The sequence below is a fragment of the Pseudomonas sp. GW101-3H06 genome, assembly GCF_059424605.1.
Map to the genome: position 1 here is coordinate 5,960,701 of NZ_JBWKZO010000001.1, position 20,975 is coordinate 5,981,675.

Below are 20,975 nucleotides of genomic sequence, written 5' to 3' on the forward strand. Positions count from 1 at the left end.
GTGGCTGCACTGCCGTCATCGCCAGCAGGCTAGCTCCCACATTCAACCGCGTTCCCCTGTGGGAGCCAGCCTGCTGGCGATTGGTAGCCCGCCCGCAGATATCGAGGCCATTAAACGTTCTGGCGCTCGCCCTTCGGATCGAAGAACACCGAAGAAACGATTTCCGCCTCGATCACACTGCCGTCCGCCAGTGGCGCGAACACACGCTCGCCCATGCGGTTCAGGCCGCCCTTGACCACGCCCATGGCAAACGAATAGCCCAGGGAGTTGTGCAGGTAGCTGGAGGTCACGTGACCGACCATGGTCATCGGGATCGCCTGCTTGGTGTTGAACACCAGTTGCGCACCTTCCGGCAGCCACTTGTTCGGATCGATCGGCTTCAGGCCGACCAGTTGCTTACGTTGATCACGCACGCAGTCTTCACGGTTCATCCCGCGCCAGCCGATCCACGAGAACGGTTTGGTGCGGCCCACACACCAGCCCATGTTCAGGTCATCCGGGGTCATCGAGCTGTCAGTGTCCTGACCGACGATGATGAAGCCCTTCTCGGCCCGCAGGACGTGCATGGTTTCGGTGCCGTATGGCGTCAGGTTGTACTTCTTGCCGGCGTCGACGATTTTTTCCAGTACGCCCATGGCGTAGTCGGCTTGCACGTTGACTTCGTACGACAGTTCCCCGGTAAACGAAATCCGGAATATCCGCGCCGGCACACCGCCGACCAAGGCTTCTTTCCAGGTCATGAACGGGAAGGCTTCGTTGCTCAGGTCGGCGTCAGTGACTTCGCTGAGCAGCTTGCGGCTGTTCGGCCCGGACAGGGTCATGGTCGCCCAGTGATCCGTCACGGAAGTGAAGTACACTTTCAGGTCCGGCCATTCGGTCTGGTGGTACAGCTCCAGCCATTGCAGCACGCGGGCCGCGCCACCGGTGGTGGTGGTCATCACGAAATGGTTTTCGGCCAGGCATGCCGTCACGCCGTCGTCGAACACCATGCCGTCTTCTTTGCACATCAGGCCGTAACGGGCCTTGCCCACGTCGAGCTTGGTCCAGGCGTTGGTGTACACGCGGTTGAGGAACTCGCGGGTATCCGGACCCTGGATGTCGATCTTGCCCAGGGTCGAGGCGTCCAGCAGGCCGACGCTGTCGCGCACGGCCTTGCATTCGCGCTTGACCGCCGCGTGCATGTCTTCACCGCTTTTCGGGAAGTACCACGGACGTTTCCACTGGCCGACGTCTTCGAATTCGGCACCGTTTTTCAGGTGCCACTGATGCAGCGCGGTGTAACGCACCGGCTCGAAGATGTGCCCACAGTGGCGACCGGCCACGGCGCCGAAAGTGACCGGCGTGTAGTTCGGGCGGAACATGGTGGTGCCCATCTGCGGGATGGTCACGTTCAGCGAACGGGCGGCAATGGCCAGACCGTTGACGTTGCCAAGCTTGCCCTGATCGGTGCCGAAGCCCAGGGCGGTGTAGCGCTTGACGTGCTCGACCGACTCGAAGCCTTCGCGGGTCGCCAGTTCGATGGCGGCGGCGGTCACGTCGTTCTGCAGGTCGACGAATTGCTTCGGTGCCCGTGCGGTGTTCTTCTCATGCGGCACCTGGAACAGCGCCAGGGTCGGCTCTTCCAGACGGGCCAGGGCTTTGGGCAAGGTCGCTTCGACCGCACCGAAACCGGCTTCGCTGGCAGCGCGCACGCCCCCTTCAAACCCATCGGCCAGGGAATCGCCGAGGCCATAGACGCCATTGATGCCACCGACGCACACGCGTTTCTGCGGTGCTTCGCCCGGTACGAAACCGAGGATGTCTTCACGCCAGATCGGCTTGCCGCCCAGGTGCGAAGCCAGGTGAACCACCGGGCTGTAGCCGCCGGAACTGGCGACGATGTCGCAGTCGAGCCATTCGCCAGGGCTGGTGACTTTGTGTCCTTTCACATCGATCGCGGCAACGCGGGCAGCGGTCACGTGCTTGCTGCCACGGGCCTCGATCACGGCGCTGCCGGTGAGGATGCGAATGCCCTTGGCGCGCGCTTCTTCCACCAGCGCACCACGAGGGTTGCTGCGGGCGTCGGCGATGGCCACCACTTGCAGGCTGGCATCGAGCCAATCCAGGGCCACGCGATAGGCGTGGTCGTTGTTAGTCGAGAGCACGAGCTTCTTGCCCGGTGCCACGCCGTAGCGACGAACGTAAGTCGACACAGCGCCGGCCAGCATGTTGCCCGGCACGTCGTTGTTGCCGTAGACCAGCGGACGTTCATGGGCACCCGTGGCCAGCACCACGCGCTTGGCACGCACGCGGTGGATACGCTGACGTACCTGGCCGATCGGTGCGCGGTCGCCGAGGTGATCGGTCAGGCGCTCGTGAATGGTCAGGAAGTTATGGTCGTGGTAGCCGTTGACCGTGGCGCGCGGCAACAGCAGTACGTCCGGGGTGTTCTTCAGTTCTGCGATGACGCTGGCGACCCACTCCATGGCAGGCTTGCCGTCGAGGCTTTCGCGGGAGTCGAGCAGGCTGCCGCCGAACTCTTCCTGCTCATCGGCCAGGATCACCCGGGCACCGCTGCGCGCAGCGGCCAGTGCAGCCGCCAGACCGGCAGGGCCGGCGCCAACGATCAGCACGTCACAGTGCTGGTTCATGTAGTCGTAAGTGTCCGGATCGTTCTCGGTCGGCGAGCGGCCAAGACCTGCAGCCTTACGAATGTACTTCTCGTAAGTCATCCAGAACGATTGCGGGTACATGAAGGTTTTGTAGTAGAAACCCGGTGGCATCAGCTTGCCGCCGACCTTCCCGAGAATCCCCATCATGTCGTTGTTCACGCTCGGCCAGCCGTTGGTGCTGGTGGCGACCAGACCCTGGTACAGCGCCTGCTGCGTGGCACGTACGTTCGGGATTTGCGTGGCTTCGGTGGCGCCGATCTGCAGCACCGCGTTCGGCTCTTCGGCACCGGCGGCGAAGATCCCGCGCGGACGGGAATACTTGAAGCTGCGACCGATGATGTCGACGCCGTTGGCCAGCAGTGCAGCGGCCAGTGAGTCGCCTTCGAAGCCTTTGTAGCTCTGGCCGTTGAAGGTGAAACTCAGGACTTTGTTGCGGTCGATCCGTCCGCCGTTGGACAGGCGATTGATCTGGCTCATACCTTCTCTCCCAGAGCCGTGGTGGCCGCTTTCGGGCTATCGGTCTTGTCGGTGAATTGTGGCTTGGCGCCGATCTTGTAGGTTTCGAGAATCTCGTAGGTCACGGTGTCGCGAGTGACGTTGAAGTACTGGCGGCAACCGGCGACGTGATCCCACAGCTCGTGGTGCAGACCGCGAGGGTTGTCGCGGAAGAACATGTAGTCGCCCCACTCCTCGTCAGTGCAGCTGTTAGGGTCCAGTGGACGCGGGATGTGCGCCTGGCCGGATGCGTGGAATTCCTCTTCGGAGCGCAACTCGCCGCAGTGAGGACAGAAGATATGCAACATGGGGATTTCTCCTGTTAGTGGGCAACCGCAGCAGCGCCGTGTTCATCGATCAACGCACCGTTGTGGAAACGGTCGATGGAGAAAGGTGCGGCCAATGGGTGCATTTCACCCTTGGCCAGGCTTGCGGCAAATACGTTGCCCGAGCCAGGTGTGGCCTTGAAGCCGCCGGTACCCCAACCGCAGTTGAAGAACATGTTCGGCACCGGGGTTTTCGAAATGATCGGGCACGCATCCGGGGTGGTGTCGACGATGCCGCCCCACTGACGGTTCATACGTACTCTGGACAGGACCGGGAACATCTCGACGATGGCCTGGATGGTGTGTTCGATCACCGGGTACGAACCACGCTGGCCGTAGCCGTTGTAGCCGTCGATACCGGCGCCGATCACCAGGTCGCCCTTGTCGGACTGGCTGATGTAACCGTGCACGGCGTTGGACATGATCACACTGTCGATGATCGGCTTGATCGGCTCGGACACCAGCGCTTGCAGCGGGTGGGATTCGATCGGCAGACGGAAACCGGCGAGCTTGGCCATGTGCCCGGAGTTACCGGCAGTGACCACACCGACGCGCTTGGCACCGATGAAGCCCTTGTTGGTTTCCACGCCGATGCACACGCCGTTTTCCTTGCGGAAACCGATCACTTCGGTCTGCTGGATCAGGTCCACGCCCAGTGCGTCGGCGGCACGGGCAAAGCCCCAGGCCACGGCATCGTGCCGGGCCACGCCGCCGCGACGCTGGACGGTGGCGCCCATCACCGGGTAGCGGGTGTTCTTCGAGCAGTCGAGGTACGGAATCTCGTCAGCCACTTGCTTGGCATCGAGCAGCTCGCCATCCACGCCATTGAGGCGGTTGGCGCTGACCCGACGCTCGGAATCACGGATGTCCTGCAGGGTGTGGCACAGGTTGTAAACGCCGCGCTGGGAGAACATCACGTTGTAGTTCAGGTCCTGGGACAGGCCTTCCCACAGTTTCATCGCGTGTTCGTACAGGTGCGCCGACTCGTCCCACAGGTAGTTGGAGCGGACGATGGTGGTGTTGCGCGCGGTGTTACCGCCGCCCAGCCAACCTTTCTCGACCACGGCCACGTTGGTGATGCCGTGTTCCTTGGCCAGGTAGTAGGCGGTCGCCAGACCATGCCCGCCACCGCCGACGATGACCACGTCGTAGACCTTTTTCGGGGTCGGTGTGCGCCACATCCGCTGCCAGTTTTCATGGTGGCTGAGGGAGTGTTTGAAGAGGCCGAAGCCTGAGTAGCGTTGCATAGTCATTTACTCCAAAACCGCACTCAGCGATAAACCGGGAAGTCCGCGCACAGGGCCGATACTTGCTGGGCGACATTGGCTTCAACGTCGGCATCGCCGAGGTTGTCGAGGATGTCGCAGATCCAGCCGGCCAGCGTGACGCACTGGGTAACCTTGAAGCCGCGAGTGGTCACCGCCGGTGTGCCGATGCGCAGGCCGGAGGTCACGAACGGCGACTGCGGATCGTTCGGGACAGCGTTCTTGTTCACGGTGATGTGGGCACGACCGAGTGCTGCATCCGCCTCTTTGCCGGTCAGGCCCTGACGGATCAGGCTGACCAGGAACAGATGGTTATCGGTACCGCCGGACACTACATCGTAGCCGCGTTTGATAAAGACGCCGGCCATGGCCTGGGCGTTGTCGATCACTTGCTGCTGGTAAGCCTTGAAGCCAGGCTCCAGCGCTTCCTTGAAGCACACCGCCTTACCGGCGATCACGTGCATCAGCGGGCCGCCCTGAGCGCCGGGGAATACTGCGGCGTTGAGCTTCTTCTCGATCTCTTCGTTGGCCTTGGCCAGGATCAGACCGCCACGTGGACCGCGCAGGGTCTTGTGGGTGGTGGTGGTGACCACGTCGGCGTAAGGCAGCGGGTTCGGGTAAAGACCGGCGGCGACCAGACCGGCCACGTGCGCCATGTCGACGAACAGCAGCGCACCGACTTTGTCAGCGATCTGACGGAAGCGCGGGAAGTCGAGAGTCTTGGAGTAGGCCGAGAAACCGGCAACGATCATTTTCGGCTTGTGCTCGACCGCCAGGCGCTCGACTTCGTCGTAATCGATCAGGCCGGTGTTGGTGTCGATACCGTACTGCACGGCGTTGTACAGCTTGCCCGAGGACGACACCTTGGCGCCATGGGTCAGGTGACCGCCGTGGGCCAGGCTCATGCCGAGGATGGTATCGCCGGCTTGCAGCAGGGCCAGGTACACGGCGCTGTTGGCCGAGGAACCGGAGTGCGGCTGCACGTTGGCGTAATCGGCGCCAAACAGTTGCTTGGCGCGTTCAATGGCCAGGGCTTCAACCTTGTCCACATGCTCGCAGCCACCGTAGTAGCGCTTGCCCGGGTAGCCTTCGGCGTACTTGTTGGTCAGGCCGCTGCCCTGCGCTTCCATCACGCGCTTGCTGGTGTAGTTCTCCGACGCGATCAGCTCGATGTGATCTTCCTGACGTTGCTCCTCGGCATTCATCGCCGCCAGCAGTGCATCGTCGTAACCCTGGATCTTGTCTTGCTTGCTGAACATCGCGTCTCTCCCAGCGGCATCTGTGCGCCATTCGTCTCGGTAAGGCACTGGTGTTTCGGCAGTGCCCTTTGATAGCGATGGTATGACTGGCTTGGCGCGGTCAAATGCCTATGGGCGCCACGCAAAGGTGCGTTTACGACATGGCGGGAAATGGCAAGCCGCACACAATCGGTGAACCCGCCGCAATCCCCTGTGGGAGCGAGCCTGCTCGCGAAGGCGATGCGTCAGCAACATTGATGTCGCCTGGCACTCCCTCTTCGCGAGCAGGCTCGCTCCCACAGGGTTTGCATTCAGTTCCCGCGGTTATGCCAGAACCTGTCGCAATGCCAGCAGCACAAGGAAATGCGCGGGGTACAGGGCATACGCCCAGCGCCGCATCGGGGGTGGTTTTGCGTCTTGAGCGTGTCGCAACAGGAACAGCCCCAGCCATGGCGCAATCAGACAAGTGGCAACCGCCGCCATCGCCACGCCATTACCCAATCGAACGGAGTAATACAGCACCTGCAATTGATTGGCCGCCAGGCAGACCACCCCCGGCAGCAGTGCGAAAACCCAGGGTCGCCGGATGGCCAGCAGCATCGCCAGCGGTAATAACACGCCGAAGAACCCGAACATCAGTCGCTCCGGGAACATCGCCGCCAGTGCGAGTGCACCGCCGGCCAGCAGACGCGCTGGCAGAACCCGGTCCTGCCAGCCCCGCACTACCAGCAGGCCGAGTGCCAGCGTGGGCAATACATTCAAGGTGTCGGGATTGGGAATGTACATCCGGTAGGGAACTTCACTCACCGCGCTGAACAGCAGCAACCAGCCCAGATAGCGCCACTGCCTACCTGTCGTCATCGCCGACGCCCGCGCCAGATTGGCCGCCATCGCCAGGCAAAACCACGGGAACGCCAGGCGGCCCGGCACATACAGCCAATCGGCGGAATAACCGACATATCGCAGGTGATCGAGCAGCATGCTCAGCAATGCCAGCCACTTGAGCAGATCCAGTGCACCGTCCCGTTGACTCACGTGCATAATTGCCCGGCATCCTTGTAATGTTCTGACAGTGACATCCCGTGCGCTCCCCGGACGATCTTCGGTAAAGTGCGCACCCTCATTGACCACGAGACGCTTCACCATAGGCGTCTCGACCACGGAAGCAGGCCATGACCGATAAGAGCCAACAATTCGCCAGCGACAACTATTCCGGCATTTGCCCTGAAGCCTGGGCTGCCATGGAGCAGGCCAACCATGGCCATCAGCGCGCCTACGGCGACGACGAATGGACCGCCCGCGCGTCCGACGATTTCCGCAAACTGTTTGAAACCGACTGCGAAGTGTTCTTCGCCTTCAACGGTACCGCCGCCAACTCGCTGGCCCTGTCCTCGCTGTGCCAGAGTTACCACAGCGTGATCTGCTCGGAAACCGCCCACGTCGAAACCGACGAATGCGGCGCGCCGGAATTTTTCTCCAACGGCTCGAAACTGCTGATTGCCCGCACCGAAAACGGCAAGCTGACCCCGGAATCGATCCGCGAAATCGCCCTCAAGCGCCAGGACATTCACTACCCGAAACCGCGCGTCGTGACCCTGACCCAGGCCACCGAAGTCGGCAGCGTCTACACCCCGGACGAAATTCGCGCCATCAGCGCCACCTGCAAAGAGCTGGGCCTGAACCTGCACATGGACGGCGCGCGCTTCTCCAACGCTTGCGCGTTCCTCGGCTGCTCGCCCGCCGACCTGACCTGGAAGGCCGGTGTGGACGTGCTGTGCTTCGGCGGCACAAAAAACGGCATGGCCGTGGGCGAGGCGATCCTGTTCTTCAACCACAAACTGGCCGAAGACTTCGACTACCGCTGCAAACAAGCCGGGCAACTGGCGTCGAAAATGCGCTTCCTGTCCGCACCCTGGGTCGGGATTCTTGAAAACGACGCCTGGCTCAAATACGCCCGCCACGCCAACCACTGCGCGCAGTTGCTGGCCGAACTGGTCAGCGACATCCAGGGCGTGGAGCTGATGTTCCCGGTGCAGGCCAACGGCGTTTTCCTGCAACTGTCGGAACCGGCCATCACCGCCCTGACGGCCAAGGGCTGGCGTTTCTACACGTTCATCGGCAACGGCGGCGCGCGCTTCATGTGCTCGTGGGATACCGAGGAAGAGCGTGTGCGCGAGCTGGCCCGAGACATCCGCGAAGTGATGTCCCACTAATTATCCAGAACTAATGCAATCACTGTGGGAGCGAGCCTGCTCGCGAAGGCGTCCTGACATTCAACATTGATGTTGACTGCTCCAACGCTTTCGCTAGCAGGCTCGCTCCCACCAAAAGTCAAACCAATCGCCCCTGATCGTTCGCCCCTGAAGTCTTGGTCTACATTGTCTGACGAGCCGTACAGACAATAACAATCAGGAGCGTACGCATGTCATTGCAAGGCAAAACCCTGTTCATCACCGGCGCCAGCCGTGGCATTGGCCGAGAGATCGCGCTACGCGCCGCGCGTGACGGCGCCAATATCGTGATTGCCGCAAAGAGTGCCGAACCGCATCCAAAGCTTCCGGGCACCATTTATAGCGTGGCCAAGGAAGTCGAGGCCGCAGGTGGCAAGGCGTTGGCGCTGCAGGTGGATGTGCGCGATGAAGTTGCCGTGCATCAAGCCTTGGCCCAGGCCAACGAACATTTCGGCGGTATCGATGCGCTGGTGAACAACGCCGGGGCAATCAAACTGACCGGAGTTCAACACCTCGAGCTCAAGCGCTTCGATCTGATGCACCAGATCAACACCCGCGCCGTGCTGCTGTGCAGCCAGGCCGCACTGCCCTACCTGAAGCAGTCCAAGGGGCACATTCTCAACCTGTCGCCACCGCTGAACCTGGCCGTCAAATGGTTCGCCCAATACAGCCCCTATACCGTGACCAAATACGGCATGAGCATGCTGACGCTGGGCATGAGCGAGGAGTTCAGGAATTACGGCATCAGCGTCAACTCGCTGTGGCCGCAGACGATGATTGCCACCGCTGCGATCGAGTTTCAGCTGGGGTCACGGGAGTCGTTCAAACATGCACGCACGCCTGCGATCATGGCGGATGCCGCCCACGTGATATTGAGCAGCACCGAGCGCAGCCTGACCGGGCGGTTGCTGATTGATGAAGCAGTTCTGCGGGAAAACGGCACCACCGAATTCGAACACTATCGGTTTGCACCGGGCACCATCGATACACTGATGCCGGATTTGTTTGTGGATTAAAACACCGATCATTGTGGGAGCGAGCCTGTTCGCTCCCACAAGGGCTATTCCACAAACAGGTTAATACTCGATCCGCACATCGCCCTTCGGCACGCTGCAGCACGACAGGATGTACCCTTCGGCCTCGTCTTCCTCGGTGATCCCGCCGTTGTGCTCCATCTCCACTTCGCCGCCCAGCTTCAACACCTTGCAGGTGCCGCAGATGCCCATGCCGCACGCCTTGGGTATCAACAAACCGGCCTTGGCTGCGGCTGCGTGAACAGTCTCGCCGGGGGCTACGCGAATGCTTTTGCCGGACGCGGTGAACTCCACCTGATGCAAGTCCGCCGCGTCCACTTCCGGTGCCTCGGCCGCTTGTTCGGCGTGTTCTTCGGCGTCGGCACGCGCCTCGGGCGGGGTCGCTCCGAAGGATTCTTCGTGGTAGCGCTTCATGTCGAAGCCAGCGTTTTCCAGCAAGCGCTTGACCGCGGTCATGTACGGGGTCGGGCCGCAGCAGAAGACTTCCCGCTCAAGGAAGTCCGGCACCATCAGTTCCAGCATTTTGTGGTTCAGGTAACCGCGATAACCGGCCCAGGGCTCGCCCATCCCATGCTTCTCGCAGATCAGGTGCAGGCTGAAGTTATCGATCCGCGACGCCATGTGCTCCAGTTCGCGGTGATAGATGATGTCTTTCGGCGAACGGGCGCTGTGGATAAACGTCATATCCACATTGCCGTTGGTGTCGTAGAACCAGCGCGCCATGGACATGCAGGGCGTGATGCCCACGCCGCCGCTGAGGTACAGCACCTTGGGGCTCGGGAAATCGATGGCGTTGAACAGCCCGACCGGGCCGTGCACCGCCAGTTCGTAGCCTTCATGCAGGGTGTCATGCAACCAGTTCGAGACCTTGCCGCCCGGTACGCGCTTGATGGTCACCGAGAAGCTGTACGGTACCGATGGCGAGCTGGAAATGGTGTACGAACGCATGATCGGCTGGCCTTCGATCTCCAGCTCCAGGGTGACGAACTGCCCCGGCTTGAAGAAGAACATGATCGGCTGATCGGCCATGAAGCAAAAGGTGCGCACATCCCAGGTTTCCTGGATGACTTTGACGCAACGGACGATGTGCCGACCATTGGCCCAGGTCTGGGTGGTTACCGGGTTCAGGAAGTTGTTGGACATGCTGATCTCCACGGCCGACTGTCGGCCTTCATGTTGGCGATTCTGCGTATAGCGCGAACCACCCATTTACCTATCTGCGACATTCACATGCTTATCGCGACCAGCCCGCAACTACCGGGGCTTGCGCGTCGGGAACAGATTGCATCATGTCGCCCATGGATAAGGTTCTGGCCAGCGCCGGCCCCACACTCGCCCCATACCAAGACACAATCTTTACACCTTGCGTAGCAACCCTTAGCAGTACACCGATTAGCCACTTTTCGCCGGCCACGCAGATGGCCTTGAGGATTAAACGATGGACGTCACTACTACCCTGAGCTTGGGCGATCCGCTGGAACCCGCACGCAAGGCCACCGCCCAGATGCTGCAAGAGCGCGAACGCACGTTCTCGCTGCCGCAGCCGTTTTACTCTGACGAGCGCCTGTTTGATATCGACATGCAGGAGATTTTCCAGAAGGAGTGGTTGATCGCCGGCATGACCTGCGAGATCCCGACCAAGGGCAACTACCTGACGCTGCAAATCGGCAAGAACCCGATCATCGTGATCCGTGGCGCCGAAGGCGTGGTGCATGCATTCCATAACGTCTGCCGTCACCGTGGCTCGCGCCTGTGCACCAGCGACAAGGGCAAGGTCGCCAAACTGGTTTGTCACTACCACCAGTGGACCTACGAGCTTGACGGTCGCCTGTTGTTCGCCGGCACCGAGATGGGCGACGACTTCGATATGAAGCAGTACGGCCTCAAGCCGGTGAATGTGAAGACCGCTGGCGGCTACATCTTCGTCAGCCTCGCGGAAAATCCGCCGGCCATCGATGACTTCCTGTCGACGCTCAGCCATTACATGGAACCGTACGACATGGAGAACACCAAGGTGGCGATCACCACCACCTTGATGGAAAAGGCCAACTGGAAACTGGTGCTGGAAAACAACCGCGAGTGCTACCACTGCAACGCGTCGCACCCGGAACTGCTCAAAACCCTGCTTGAATGGGACGACGTCACCGACCCGCGCGCCGACCAGGCGTTCAAGGACCACGTTGCCGCCTCCGCCGCTGCCTGGGAAGCCGAGAAGATCCCTTACGCCCACGCCAGCTTCGGCCTGCGCAACCGTATCGTGCGCATGCCGCTGCTCAAGGGCACCGTGTCGATGACCATGGACGGCAAGCAGGGCTGCGCCAAACTCATGGGCCGCATCAAAAACCCGGACCTGGGCTCGATGCGCATCCTGCACCTGCCGCACTCCTGGAACCACTGCATGGGCGACCACATCATCGTGTTCACCGTGTGGCCGATCAGCGCCCAGGAAACCATGGTCACCACCAAGTGGATCGTCCACAAGGACGCCGTCGAAGGCGTGGACTACGACGTGGAGCGCATGCGCCAGGTCTGGGATGCCACCAACGACCAGGACCGTCGCCTGGCCGAAGAGAACCAGCGCGGCATCAACTCCACCGCTTACCAGCCAGGGCCTTACTCCAAGACCTATGAGTTTGGTGTGGTGAACTTTGTGGATTGGTACAGCGAGCGCCTGCTGAGCAACCTGGGGGCGGAGCCTGCACCCTACCTCAAAGGGGTTCCGGTTCAAGGCTAAGTTCAAAAGCTTCGCGAGCAGGCTCCTCCCACAGATTCCTTGTGGGAGCGAGCCTGCTCGCGAAAGCGCCCCCTCTCACAACACATTCCCCCTGACACCCCCCCGCCGCTTCAGAACTGTACGAAATATGACCTATTCCGTTCAGAGCTATACCGCCCGCGCCTCCCAGCCTTCCGCAAACAAGTTATCCACATCTCCACCCACAGCAAATGGGGACAACTGTGGAAGGGCTGCAAAATTCCTCCACAGAAACCGAAGAAAATCCGTGACTTATTCAAAAGCAGGGTTTTCAACAGCGACCGATCATTTATTGACCAACTCGCTGGACAGCAAGTAAATCGTGGCTTGTAGAGGATGGCGAACACCTTATCCACAGAAGCGCCAACAGACTTTGGGGGCAACTTCTCCACCGCTGTGGAAAACCGCTGTGAGCCGCGAAAAATACGGGCTGGCGCAAGGTTTAACGGTGGAAATCACGTAAATGATCATTTTTTAACCAGAAGCCTGAAGCCCTCGTTTTATATGGCCTGTAGCGGTAAGCGAACATCTTATCCACAGAAGAGCCAACAGAGATTGGGGGCAAGTCTTGCACTTATCCTGTGAAAAAACCCATGAAAAACCGGAGCTTAGGCTGGTTATTTTTTGAACTGAGGGCTACAACCCCCGATTAACCTGGCCTGCAGCAATGGGCAAACACCTTATCCACAGCTCCGCCAACAGGCATTGTGGGTAAACACATCAAAACCGCCCGTACTTATCCAATCTTGTTCAAACACGATCGCCCCGCCTCGATATCCAGATGCAGCACAAAATCATCGAATGCACGCCACCCCATCAAAATCGACGGTACATAGCGGCCAAGCACCCACGACGGTGGAATAGTGAAGTCCGGGTAGTATTTGTAGGTGGTTGCCAGGGTGGTGCCCGGCAATTTCAGGACACCCTTGAACGTTTGATAGCGCTGCTTTTCGTCAACATTCAAGGGCCAGTTGCCGGCGCTATGAACATTGACCTGATCCCCCGGTGAAGCCGACGTCAGGTAATCGACGTTACCGGTGTCGACAATCGCCTGCGTGGCGCGGGAATCCAGCCGTGCAGCGATAACCAGTCGCTGGTTGATATCCAGGCGGCTATACACAATCGGCGATTCACAGCGGGCGGGCGGTGCGGAATTGAGTTCGAGGGTTTTACGGGTGATTTTAAGCCGCCCCAGCTTGCTGATCAGGTCCAGTCCCAGCAAGTTGTCCCGATCGCTGACAAACACCAGCACGTTCCTGAATTCGCTGCCGCCTACCTTGATGGCGTCGAGTATGCCCAGTCGGGCGGACAGATCCCGCTCGCCATAAAACGTGCTGTAGGCATACTGGGAGTCGGTCAACAACCTGATCCCCATCAGCTTCGCGGTGTCTTGATTGACCCGGGTTTGCGGCGCACCGGTATCGAGAACGAAACGTGCCGAGTGACCGTTGACCGCATCGACATCGATGAACGGCAACACCTCTTGGGCAATGAAATAGTCGCTGGAATACGGATGAATTCTGAGCACCTCGCGGCGCGAGGTTCTTTTCACCGTGAAATCGCCGGTTGTCTTCAGGGTTGATAGCGACTGAGCGCCGAACATTGAAAACAATGCTTTGAGCTCCGGATCGGCCTCAATGGCCCGAGCGTGCTTGCGCTTGATCGCCCGGTAGTAATCCGGCAACTGATTGGCGGCCTTGACCTCGAACATGCGGGCGACCACCGATACTGAACAGTCCAGGCTCTTGCTGGCCTCCAGCACGCGGTCGCAGCGCTGGCGCATTTGCGCAAGGGAGGCTTTGCGCCCCTGATCGGACTCCAGCCATTGATAGAAGTCCTGCTCGGGCTCGTGGCGACGCTCAGGCGTGTTCATCCGGGCACCCTCCACCGATCCCGCAGAAACGGCCGTAACCCATGCGAGAAGCAGCAACAGCGTTACAGGCTTCATGGCCAACCCATTCATAAAAACCAGGTTTTATGATTTGCGCTGAACCTCTCAAAACTCCGTAACAGCGTGCTGCACCCTGACCAGCGCACAGTAAAATGTAGCTCAGTCTGAGGGGTGGAACGCTCTCCTAAAGGTCAGGGTTGGCCCTTAGGGCCGATACATCAGATAGGCCTCACCCGTCACCCGAATCATTGGATGCGGCGCGATCGTGCAGGTATCGACGATACGAAAACCATGGCGCTCATAGAAACGCCGGGCACCGGTGTTGGCGGCATAGTCGATCAGGCTCAGACCATTGAGCCCGAGCTGGTTGGCACGGTCGTAGGCATACGCCAGGAACACCTTGCCCAGCCCCTGGTTACGCCAACCCTCATGCAGCGCCAGGCTGGAAATGTAGAGGGTGTCGGGGATTTCCATCGTGGCGTAAGGCGCCAATACCGGATCGGTCACCGGCGCTGCGAATGGATCGTGGCGCATCACATAACTGTGCATCATGCCCACGACCTGCCCGTGTGCCTCGGCGATCAGGCAGTTCTGCCAGGAGAAGTCCACATCGTCACGGGCGTAGCGCAGGGCGCCGACGTCGAGCAGATCCTGGCCGGGTTCGGCAATCTGGCTCCAGATGTAATCTGCAGCGCCTTCGGATGAAATCTGGAACAACCGCGCAATCTCTCGCGCATCAGCGCGCACTGCCGAACGAAATTCAACTGCCATTGTTTTCCCATCAATTAGGTGACACGACACCCTGTGGGAGCGAGCCTGCTCGCGAATTGCGGTGGGTCAGTCAAATTGAATGCTGAATGACACGCCCCCTTCGCGAGCAGGCTCGCTCCCACATCGGATCTGGGTGATTGTTGGTCAGCGAACCACGCCTTCTTCGATCAGCAACTTGAGGATCGCTTCAGCCCCAGATTGCGCCGTAACGCCCTTGAGCACTTGTCCCCCACCGCCACTGGCTTTCGCCGTCGCGGCTTTCATACGATCAGCGCCACTTTTGGCCTTAATCACTTTCAAGCGTTTAGGCCGTGGTTTGGCCGGTTGCAGAGTGGCGACCGCCAGCAGTTCATCGTCGATGACCTCCACTTCATCGGCCTGCAACACCCCGCGCCGCGCCGGACCGTAGGCGCTCTGCCGTGGCTTGGGCGCAGCGTTATCCACAGTCGCCAGAAACGGCAGGCGCACCTTCAGCCGACGACGCTGGCCACGAGGCAAGGCTTGCAGCACCAGCGCCGAGCCACCGTCGATGGACTCGACCTGCGCCAGCCCCACCACCAGCGGCCAGCCCAGGCCTTCGGCCAACAGGAACGGCAACATGCCCGAGCCCTCACCGGTTTCCGCCTGGCTGCCGGTCAACACCACTTGGGCGCCGGCATCGCGCAAATACGCGGTCAGCGCCGGCAGCGCATCGGCGCCTTCCGGTTGTTCCAGCACATGGAGTTGTTCCAGGCCCATACCCAGATAAGCGCGCAGCGCTGGCTCGGCAACGTCACCGGCGTGCAGCACCTGCAAGTTATCCCCAGCCAGTTGCAGACCCAGCTCCACCGCCCGCGCATCTTGTTCCGCGCGACGGGGTCGACCGGACGTCGGATGGGCGCCGATGGACACCAGGCTGATGATTTTCGTGCTCATAACCCTTTCCTTCCCTTAAGCCGCATCGCGCTTGGCGTCGTTGCGGTAAGCCGCTACCGCGTCGATCAAGGCCCGAAGAATCTCGGCGCTCTCGCCGATCACCGACAGGTCGGCCCGTTTGATCATGTCGCAGCCTGGGTCGAGGTTGATCGCCACCACCTTGTCGCAGGCACCGATGCCTTGCAGGTGCTGGATCGCCCCCGAAATCCCCACCGCCACGTAAACCCGTGCGGTGACCCAGGTACCGGACGCGCCAACCTGGCGGTCACGTGCCATGAAGCCATCGTCCACCGCCACCCGGGATGCCCCTTCGGTGGCGCCGAGCGCGGCAGCCGTCTGGTGGAATAGATCCCAGTCCTTGACGCCGTTGCCCCCGGAGAAGATGAATTCGGCCTCGGCCATGGGAATCGCTGCCGGGTCCACTGCCACCGCGCCCAAATCCTCGATGCGCGACAAGCTGCGCGCGACGGCTGTGGATAACTCCATTGGCAAGGCTTCATGACGGGTTTCGCTGACCGGCTCGGCGCATTCGACGGCGGCCAGAATCAAGCGTGCGACCGGGCGCGCCAGGTCTTGCAAGCCAGCACCGGCACGGCCGATGCACTCCTGATCCTTGACTTGCCAGACCCGCGTGGCCGGGCGCTCGCCCAGGGCGGCGGCAAAGCGCCGACCCAATTCACCACCACCGCTGCGGCTGTCCGGCAGCAGCCAGTGACGCGGGCTGAACTGGTTATCCACAGCCCGCAGGCCCTGGACCCGTTGTTCCGGTGCATAACCGCTGAACTCGTCGCCTTCGAGCACCAGCAAGCGATCGACGCCGGCGGTGGCAAACGCGCTTTCCTTGTGTTCGCCGAAGACCACGGCCAGGACCGCGCCGTCCTTGCCGGCCAATTGATGGGCCAGGCCCAGCACGTCCTTGTCGTGGCTGCTCAAGCGACCACCGACCATGTCCGGCGCCACGCAGATGTAGAACGCCGGCGCTGGCACTTGATGCAGCGGCAATTGCACTTCAACGGCCGCCGAGCGCTTGGCCGACCCGCCCTGTTGCGCGCCGCTGCGGTCGATACGTTTGATCCCGTTCGGCCCGATGAAGCCAATGCCATGGGGATTCTTGCGGATGACGCCGTTCGGCCCCATCCAGCTGTGTTGCGCCGGTTGCATGGCCGCGTGCAGCGGGTGCAGGCGGTTACGGGCGATCCATTCGGCGCGGGGGTCGCGGCGGATAATGTCGCTCATCAGTGCACCTCCGCAGGTTCACGTTTGGCCGGGGTGGACGACTTTGGGGCCTGGTCCTCCAGCAGCGCGTCAGCCACCAGTTCGGCGATGTCCTTGATCAACGGTCGTGGTTCGACCACGCCTTCAAGCATCGCGGTGCACTGCGGACAACCCACGGCCACCAGTTCGGCACCGGTCTCGCGGATGTCTTCCATGCGCATGTCGGGAATCCGTTGTTTGCCCGGAATGTCGGTGATTGGCGCACCGCCGCCACCGCCGCAGCAGCGCGAGCGGAAACCGGAGCGTTGCATTTCCCTGACCTCGATGCCGAGGGCACGCAGTACCTGACGCGGCGCCTCGTATTCGCCGTTGTAGCGGCCGAGGTAGCACGGGTCGTGATACGTCACGCTGTCGCCCTTGTGCTGGCCGAGGTTCAACGCGCCAGCCTCGATGATTTCCGCCATGTAGGTGCTGTGGTGCTGCACCAGGTAGTTGCCGTCGAAGGCGCCGTATTCGTTTTTCAGCACGTGGAAGCTGTGCGGGTCACAGGTCACGATGCGGTTGAAGCTGTACTTGGCCAGGGTCTGGATGTTGCGTTTGGCCAGCAACTGGAAGGTCGCTTCGTCGCCCAGGCGACGGGCCACGTCACCGCTGTCGCGTTCTTCGAGGCCGAGCACGGCGAAGTCGACTTTCGCGGCCTTGAGCACTTTGACGAAGGCACGCAAGGTGCGCTGGTTGCGCATGTCGAAAGCACCGTCGCCGACCCAGAACAGCACGTCGACGGATTTCTTCTCGCTCATCAGGTTGAGGTTCAAGTCCGCCGCCCAGTTCATCCGCCCGCCCGGCGCAAAGCCGCCCGGGTTGTCGGTGGCGATCAGGTTTTCCAGGACTTCGGCGCCCTTGTTCGGGGTCGCGCCTTTTTCCAGGGTCAGATGACGACGCATGTCGACGATGGCATCGACGTGCTCGATCATCATCGGGCATTCCTCGACGCAGGCGCGGCAGGTGGTGCACGACCACAGGGTTTCGGCATCCACCAGACCGTTGACGATCGGTTGATGCGGGTTGCCGGCGTGTTCGCCAATTGGCTTGCCCGGATAAGGGCTACCGGCAAACTTGGCATCGGTGCCACCGGCCAGGCCGACGACCATGTCCTGAATCAGTTTTTTCGGGTTCAGCGGCTGACCGGCGGCGAACGCCGGGCACGCGGCTTCGCACTTGCCGCACTGCACGCAAGCGTCGAAGCCGAGGAGTTGGTTCCAAGTGAAGTCCTTGGGTTTTTCCACGCCCAGCGGGGCGGCCGGGTCATTCAGGTCCAAGGGTTTCAGCCCGGTGGAACGACCACCGCCAAAGCGTTCGGCGCGGCGGTGCCAGGCCAGGTGCAGGGCACCGGCGAAGGCGTGCTTCATCGGCCCGCCCCAGGTCATGCCGAAGAACAGTTCCGACACGCCCCACAACACGCCGACGCCAAGGATTACGGCCAACAGCCAGCCGCCGAAGTTTTCCGGCAGGATGCCTGCCACCGGCAGGGTCACCAGGAAGAACGATACCGAGAACGCCATCAGGCTTTTCGGCAGGCGCATCCACGGGCCTTTCGACAGGCGCGAAGGTGGGTTGCGCCGACGCAAGTACACGAAGATTGCGCCGACGAACATCACCGCCGACATCAACAGCAGCGCATAACCGAGGAAGCGGTTATGCAGACCGAAACCATGCACCAGAATCGCCAGCACGATGGACGCGACCGCGCCGCCGGCCGTGGCGACGTGGGTGTTGGCAATGTATTTATCCCGCGCCACCACATGGTGCAAGTCGACCATGTAGCGCTTGGGCATGGCGAAAAGGCCGCCGATCAGGTCGACCTTCGAGGCACGGCCCCGGCGCCACATAGCCACCCGCCGCAACGCGCCCAGAACCGCGAGGCCCAGGGCAGCGAACAACAGGATTGGAAGAAGGGTGTTCAACATGGTGGAGCTCCCGCCAGTACAACTTGGAGAATCTTGGTCGGCGACGTCTGTGGGAGCGAGCCTGCTCGCGAAAGCGGTGGGTCAGTCGACATCAACATCGGCAGACAGATTGCATTCGCGAGCAGGCTCGCTCCCACAGGGCTTACTGCAAGCCGTTAGAAATCCTTGCACAACCGCAACGCGTCGTAGATCGCCGCGTGTACGTTACGCTGGGCCACGCAGTCGCCGATGCGGAACAGCAGGTAGCCATCACCGCTCTGTTCCAGGCATGGCTGCGGCTTGATCGCGAACAAGGCTTCGACGTCGATCTGGCCTTTGTTGCGCGAGCCTTCCTTCAGCGCGTAGTAAATCTCTTCGTCCGGGCGCACGCCGTTTTCCACGACCACCTGGTCCACCACCCGCTCCTCCTTGGCGCCGGTGTATTCGTTTTCCAGTACCGCCACCAGCTTGTCGCCTTCGCGGTATACCTTCTCCAGCATCATGTCCCCGGTCATGATCACTTCTTTGGGGTACATGCTGCGGTAGTAAGTCGGGAACGATGTACCGCCAATCGCCACGCCTGGCTTGATGTCGTCGGTGACGATCTCGACCTGGCTGCCTTTGTCAGCGATGAAGTCCGCGGTCGACATGCCGGTGAATTCGCAAATGGTGTCGTAGACCAGCACGTTCTTGCCCGGTGCCACCTTGCCATCGAGGATGTCCCAGCTGCTGACCACCAGGCCTTCAGCCGCACCCCAGTGTTCGTTCTGCTCGATGAACGGGTGGCCGCCAACGGCGAGTACCACCACATCCGGACGCAGGTCCATGATGGTCGGTACGTCTGCCGCGGTGCCCAGGCGCAGGTCGACCTTCAACCGTGCCAGTTCCAGCTGATACCAGCGGGTGATACCGGCGATCTGGTCACGCTGCGGCGCTTTCGACGCCGTGGTGATCTGCCCGCCGATGAATTCCTTTTTCTCGAACAGGGTCACATCGTGGCCACGTTCGGCGGCTACACGGGCGGCTTCCATCCCCGCAGGACCGGCACCGACCACCACCACCTTGCGCTTCACGCCGGTGGTCTTTTCGATGATGTGCGGCAGGCCCATGTATTCACGGGAGGTTGCCGCGTTCTGGATGCACAACACATCCAGGCCTTGATACTGACGGTCGATGCAGTAGTTGGCGCCGACGCATTGTTTGATCTGGTCGACCTGCCCCATCTTGATCTTGGCGATCAGGTGCGGGTCGGCGATGTGCGCGCGGGTCATGCCGACCATGTCGACGTAACCGCCCTCCAGGATACGGGTGGCCTGGTTCGGGTCCTTGATGTTCTGCGCGTGCAGCACCGGTACCTTGACCACTTCCTTGATGCCGGCGGCCAGGTGCAGGAACGGCTCCGGCGGGTAACTCATGTTCGGAATCACGTTGGCCAGGGTGTTGTGGGTGTCGCAACCCGAGCCCACGACGCCGATGAAATCCAGCATCCCAGTGTTGTCGTAATACTGGGCGATCTGCTTCATGTCCTCGTGGGACAGACCATCGGGGTGGAACTCGTCACCGCAGATCCGCATGCCCACGCAGAAATCGTCGCCGACCTCGGCACGCACGGCTTTCAAGACTTCCAGACCGAACTTCATGCGGCCTTCGAAGCTGCCGCCCCATTCGTCGGTACGCTTGTTGACCCGCGGGCTCCAGAACTGGTCGATCATGTGCTGGTGCACGGCCGACAGTTCGACACCGTCCAGGCCGCCGGCCTTGGCGCGGCGTGCCGCTTGCGCGTAATTACCGATCACCCGCCAGATTTCTTCCGGCTCGATGGTTTTGCACGTAGCACGGTGCACCGGCTCGCGCACGCCGGACGGCGACATCAGCGTCGGCCAGTTGAAACCGTCCCACCGGGAGCGACGGCCCATGTGGGTAATCTGAATCATGATCTTGGCGCCGTGCTTGTGCATGGCGTCGGCCAGATTCTGGAAGTGCGGAATGATGCGGTCGGTGGAGAGGTTGACCGAACTCCACCACTCCTGCGGGCTGTCGATGGCCACCACGGACGAGCCGCCGCAAATCGCCAGGCCGATCCCGCCCTTGGCCTTCTCTTCGTAATACTTGACGTACCGGTCGGTGGTCATGCCGCCGTCGGTCGCGTAGACCTCGGCGTGCGCGGTGCTGAGCACGCGGTTACGGATGGTCAGTTTGCCGATCTGGATCGGCTGGAACATTGCTTCGAAAGCCATGGCGGGTT

General features: G+C 61.3%; 15 protein-coding genes. 3 read left to right on the plus strand and 12 right to left on the minus strand.

Going from position 1 to position 20,975, the window contains the following annotated elements; translation table 11 throughout:
• Positions 1 to 110: 110 nt before the first annotated feature.
• From AC07ZE_RS27500 to AC07ZE_RS27520, 5 genes are all read right to left on the minus strand, one after another.
• Complete coding sequence (locus AC07ZE_RS27500) at positions 111 to 3,128, minus strand: sarcosine oxidase subunit alpha (RefSeq protein WP_137804997.1); 3,018 nt, start codon at positions 3,126 to 3,128, stop codon at positions 111 to 113.
• Positions 3,125 to 3,454 (minus strand): sarcosine oxidase subunit delta, encoded by a 330-nt coding sequence (locus tag AC07ZE_RS27505; RefSeq protein WP_095195932.1) that lies wholly within the window; start codon positions 3,452 to 3,454, stop codon positions 3,125 to 3,127. Before AC07ZE_RS27505 ends, AC07ZE_RS27500 begins: the two co-directional genes overlap by 4 nt.
• 14 nt (positions 3,455 to 3,468) lie before the next feature.
• Positions 3,469 to 4,719, minus strand: coding sequence for a sarcosine oxidase subunit beta (locus AC07ZE_RS27510; RefSeq protein ID WP_007980419.1), 1,251 nt, complete (start codon positions 4,717 to 4,719; stop codon positions 3,469 to 3,471).
• A 23-nt stretch (positions 4,720 to 4,742) separates the two neighbouring features.
• Complete coding sequence (gene glyA, locus AC07ZE_RS27515; protein WP_137804996.1) at positions 4,743 to 5,996, minus strand: serine hydroxymethyltransferase; 1,254 nt, start codon at positions 5,994 to 5,996, stop codon at positions 4,743 to 4,745.
• 303 nt (positions 5,997 to 6,299) lie between these two features.
• Positions 6,300 to 7,016 (minus strand): conjugal transfer protein TraX, encoded by a 717-nt coding sequence (locus AC07ZE_RS27520; RefSeq protein WP_259331996.1) that lies wholly within the window; start codon positions 7,014 to 7,016, stop codon positions 6,300 to 6,302.
• A gap of 131 nt (positions 7,017 to 7,147) precedes the next feature.
• Between AC07ZE_RS27520 and AC07ZE_RS27525 the strand changes: the two genes are divergently transcribed.
• On the plus strand, positions 7,148 to 8,188 hold the full coding sequence (locus AC07ZE_RS27525) for a threonine aldolase family protein (protein WP_207267525.1): 1,041 nt from the start codon (positions 7,148 to 7,150) through the stop codon (positions 8,186 to 8,188).
• Between the two features lie 209 nt (positions 8,189 to 8,397).
• On the plus strand, positions 8,398 to 9,222 hold the full coding sequence (locus AC07ZE_RS27530) for an SDR family oxidoreductase (RefSeq protein ID WP_207267526.1): 825 nt from the start codon (positions 8,398 to 8,400) through the stop codon (positions 9,220 to 9,222).
• 60 nt (positions 9,223 to 9,282) lie between these two features.
• On the opposite strand, the gene gbcB is transcribed toward AC07ZE_RS27530, so the two are convergent.
• Complete coding sequence (gene gbcB, locus AC07ZE_RS27535; RefSeq protein ID WP_207267527.1) at positions 9,283 to 10,383, minus strand: glycine betaine monooxygenase reductase subunit; 1,101 nt, start codon at positions 10,381 to 10,383, stop codon at positions 9,283 to 9,285.
• Positions 10,384 to 10,678: 295 nt separating this feature from the next.
• On the opposite strand from gbcB, the gene gbca reads away from it, so the two are divergent.
• Positions 10,679 to 11,974, plus strand: a complete 1,296-nt coding sequence (gbca, locus tag AC07ZE_RS27540; RefSeq protein ID WP_137804991.1) for a glycine betaine monooxygenase oxygenase subunit — start codon at positions 10,679 to 10,681, stop codon at positions 11,972 to 11,974.
• Between the two features lie 754 nt (positions 11,975 to 12,728).
• On the opposite strand, the gene AC07ZE_RS27545 is transcribed toward gbca, so the two are convergent.
• The 6 genes from AC07ZE_RS27545 to dgcA all read right to left on the minus strand — a co-directional run bounded on the left by AC07ZE_RS27545 (position 12,729) and on the right by dgcA (position 20,967).
• On the minus strand, positions 12,729 to 13,865 hold the full coding sequence (locus AC07ZE_RS27545) for a retropepsin-like aspartic protease (RefSeq protein WP_259331997.1): 1,137 nt from the start codon (positions 13,863 to 13,865) through the stop codon (positions 12,729 to 12,731).
• 222 nt (positions 13,866 to 14,087) lie between these two features.
• Complete coding sequence (locus AC07ZE_RS27550; RefSeq protein WP_207267529.1) at positions 14,088 to 14,654, minus strand: GNAT family N-acetyltransferase; 567 nt, start codon at positions 14,652 to 14,654, stop codon at positions 14,088 to 14,090.
• Positions 14,655 to 14,798: 144 nt separating this feature from the next.
• Complete coding sequence (gene etfB, locus AC07ZE_RS27555) at positions 14,799 to 15,569, minus strand: electron transfer flavoprotein subunit beta (RefSeq protein ID WP_207267530.1); 771 nt, start codon at positions 15,567 to 15,569, stop codon at positions 14,799 to 14,801.
• Positions 15,570 to 15,584: 15 nt separating this feature from the next.
• The gene (gene etfA, locus AC07ZE_RS27560) at positions 15,585 to 16,805 is read right to left on the minus strand and encodes an electron transfer flavoprotein subunit alpha (protein WP_207267531.1); all 1,221 of its coding nucleotides are present in this window, start codon (positions 16,803 to 16,805) and stop codon (positions 15,585 to 15,587) included.
• Positions 16,805 to 18,751 (minus strand): (Fe-S)-binding protein, encoded by a 1,947-nt coding sequence (gene dgcB, locus AC07ZE_RS27565; RefSeq protein ID WP_207267532.1) that lies wholly within the window; start codon positions 18,749 to 18,751, stop codon positions 16,805 to 16,807. The genes etfA and dgcB overlap by 1 nt, the downstream gene beginning before the upstream one ends.
• 155 nt (positions 18,752 to 18,906) lie before the next feature.
• Entirely contained in the window at positions 18,907 to 20,967 is a 2,061-nt protein-coding gene (gene dgcA / locus AC07ZE_RS27570; protein WP_207267533.1) for an NADH:flavin oxidoreductase, read from the minus strand.
• Positions 20,968 to 20,975: the final 8 nt, after the last annotated feature.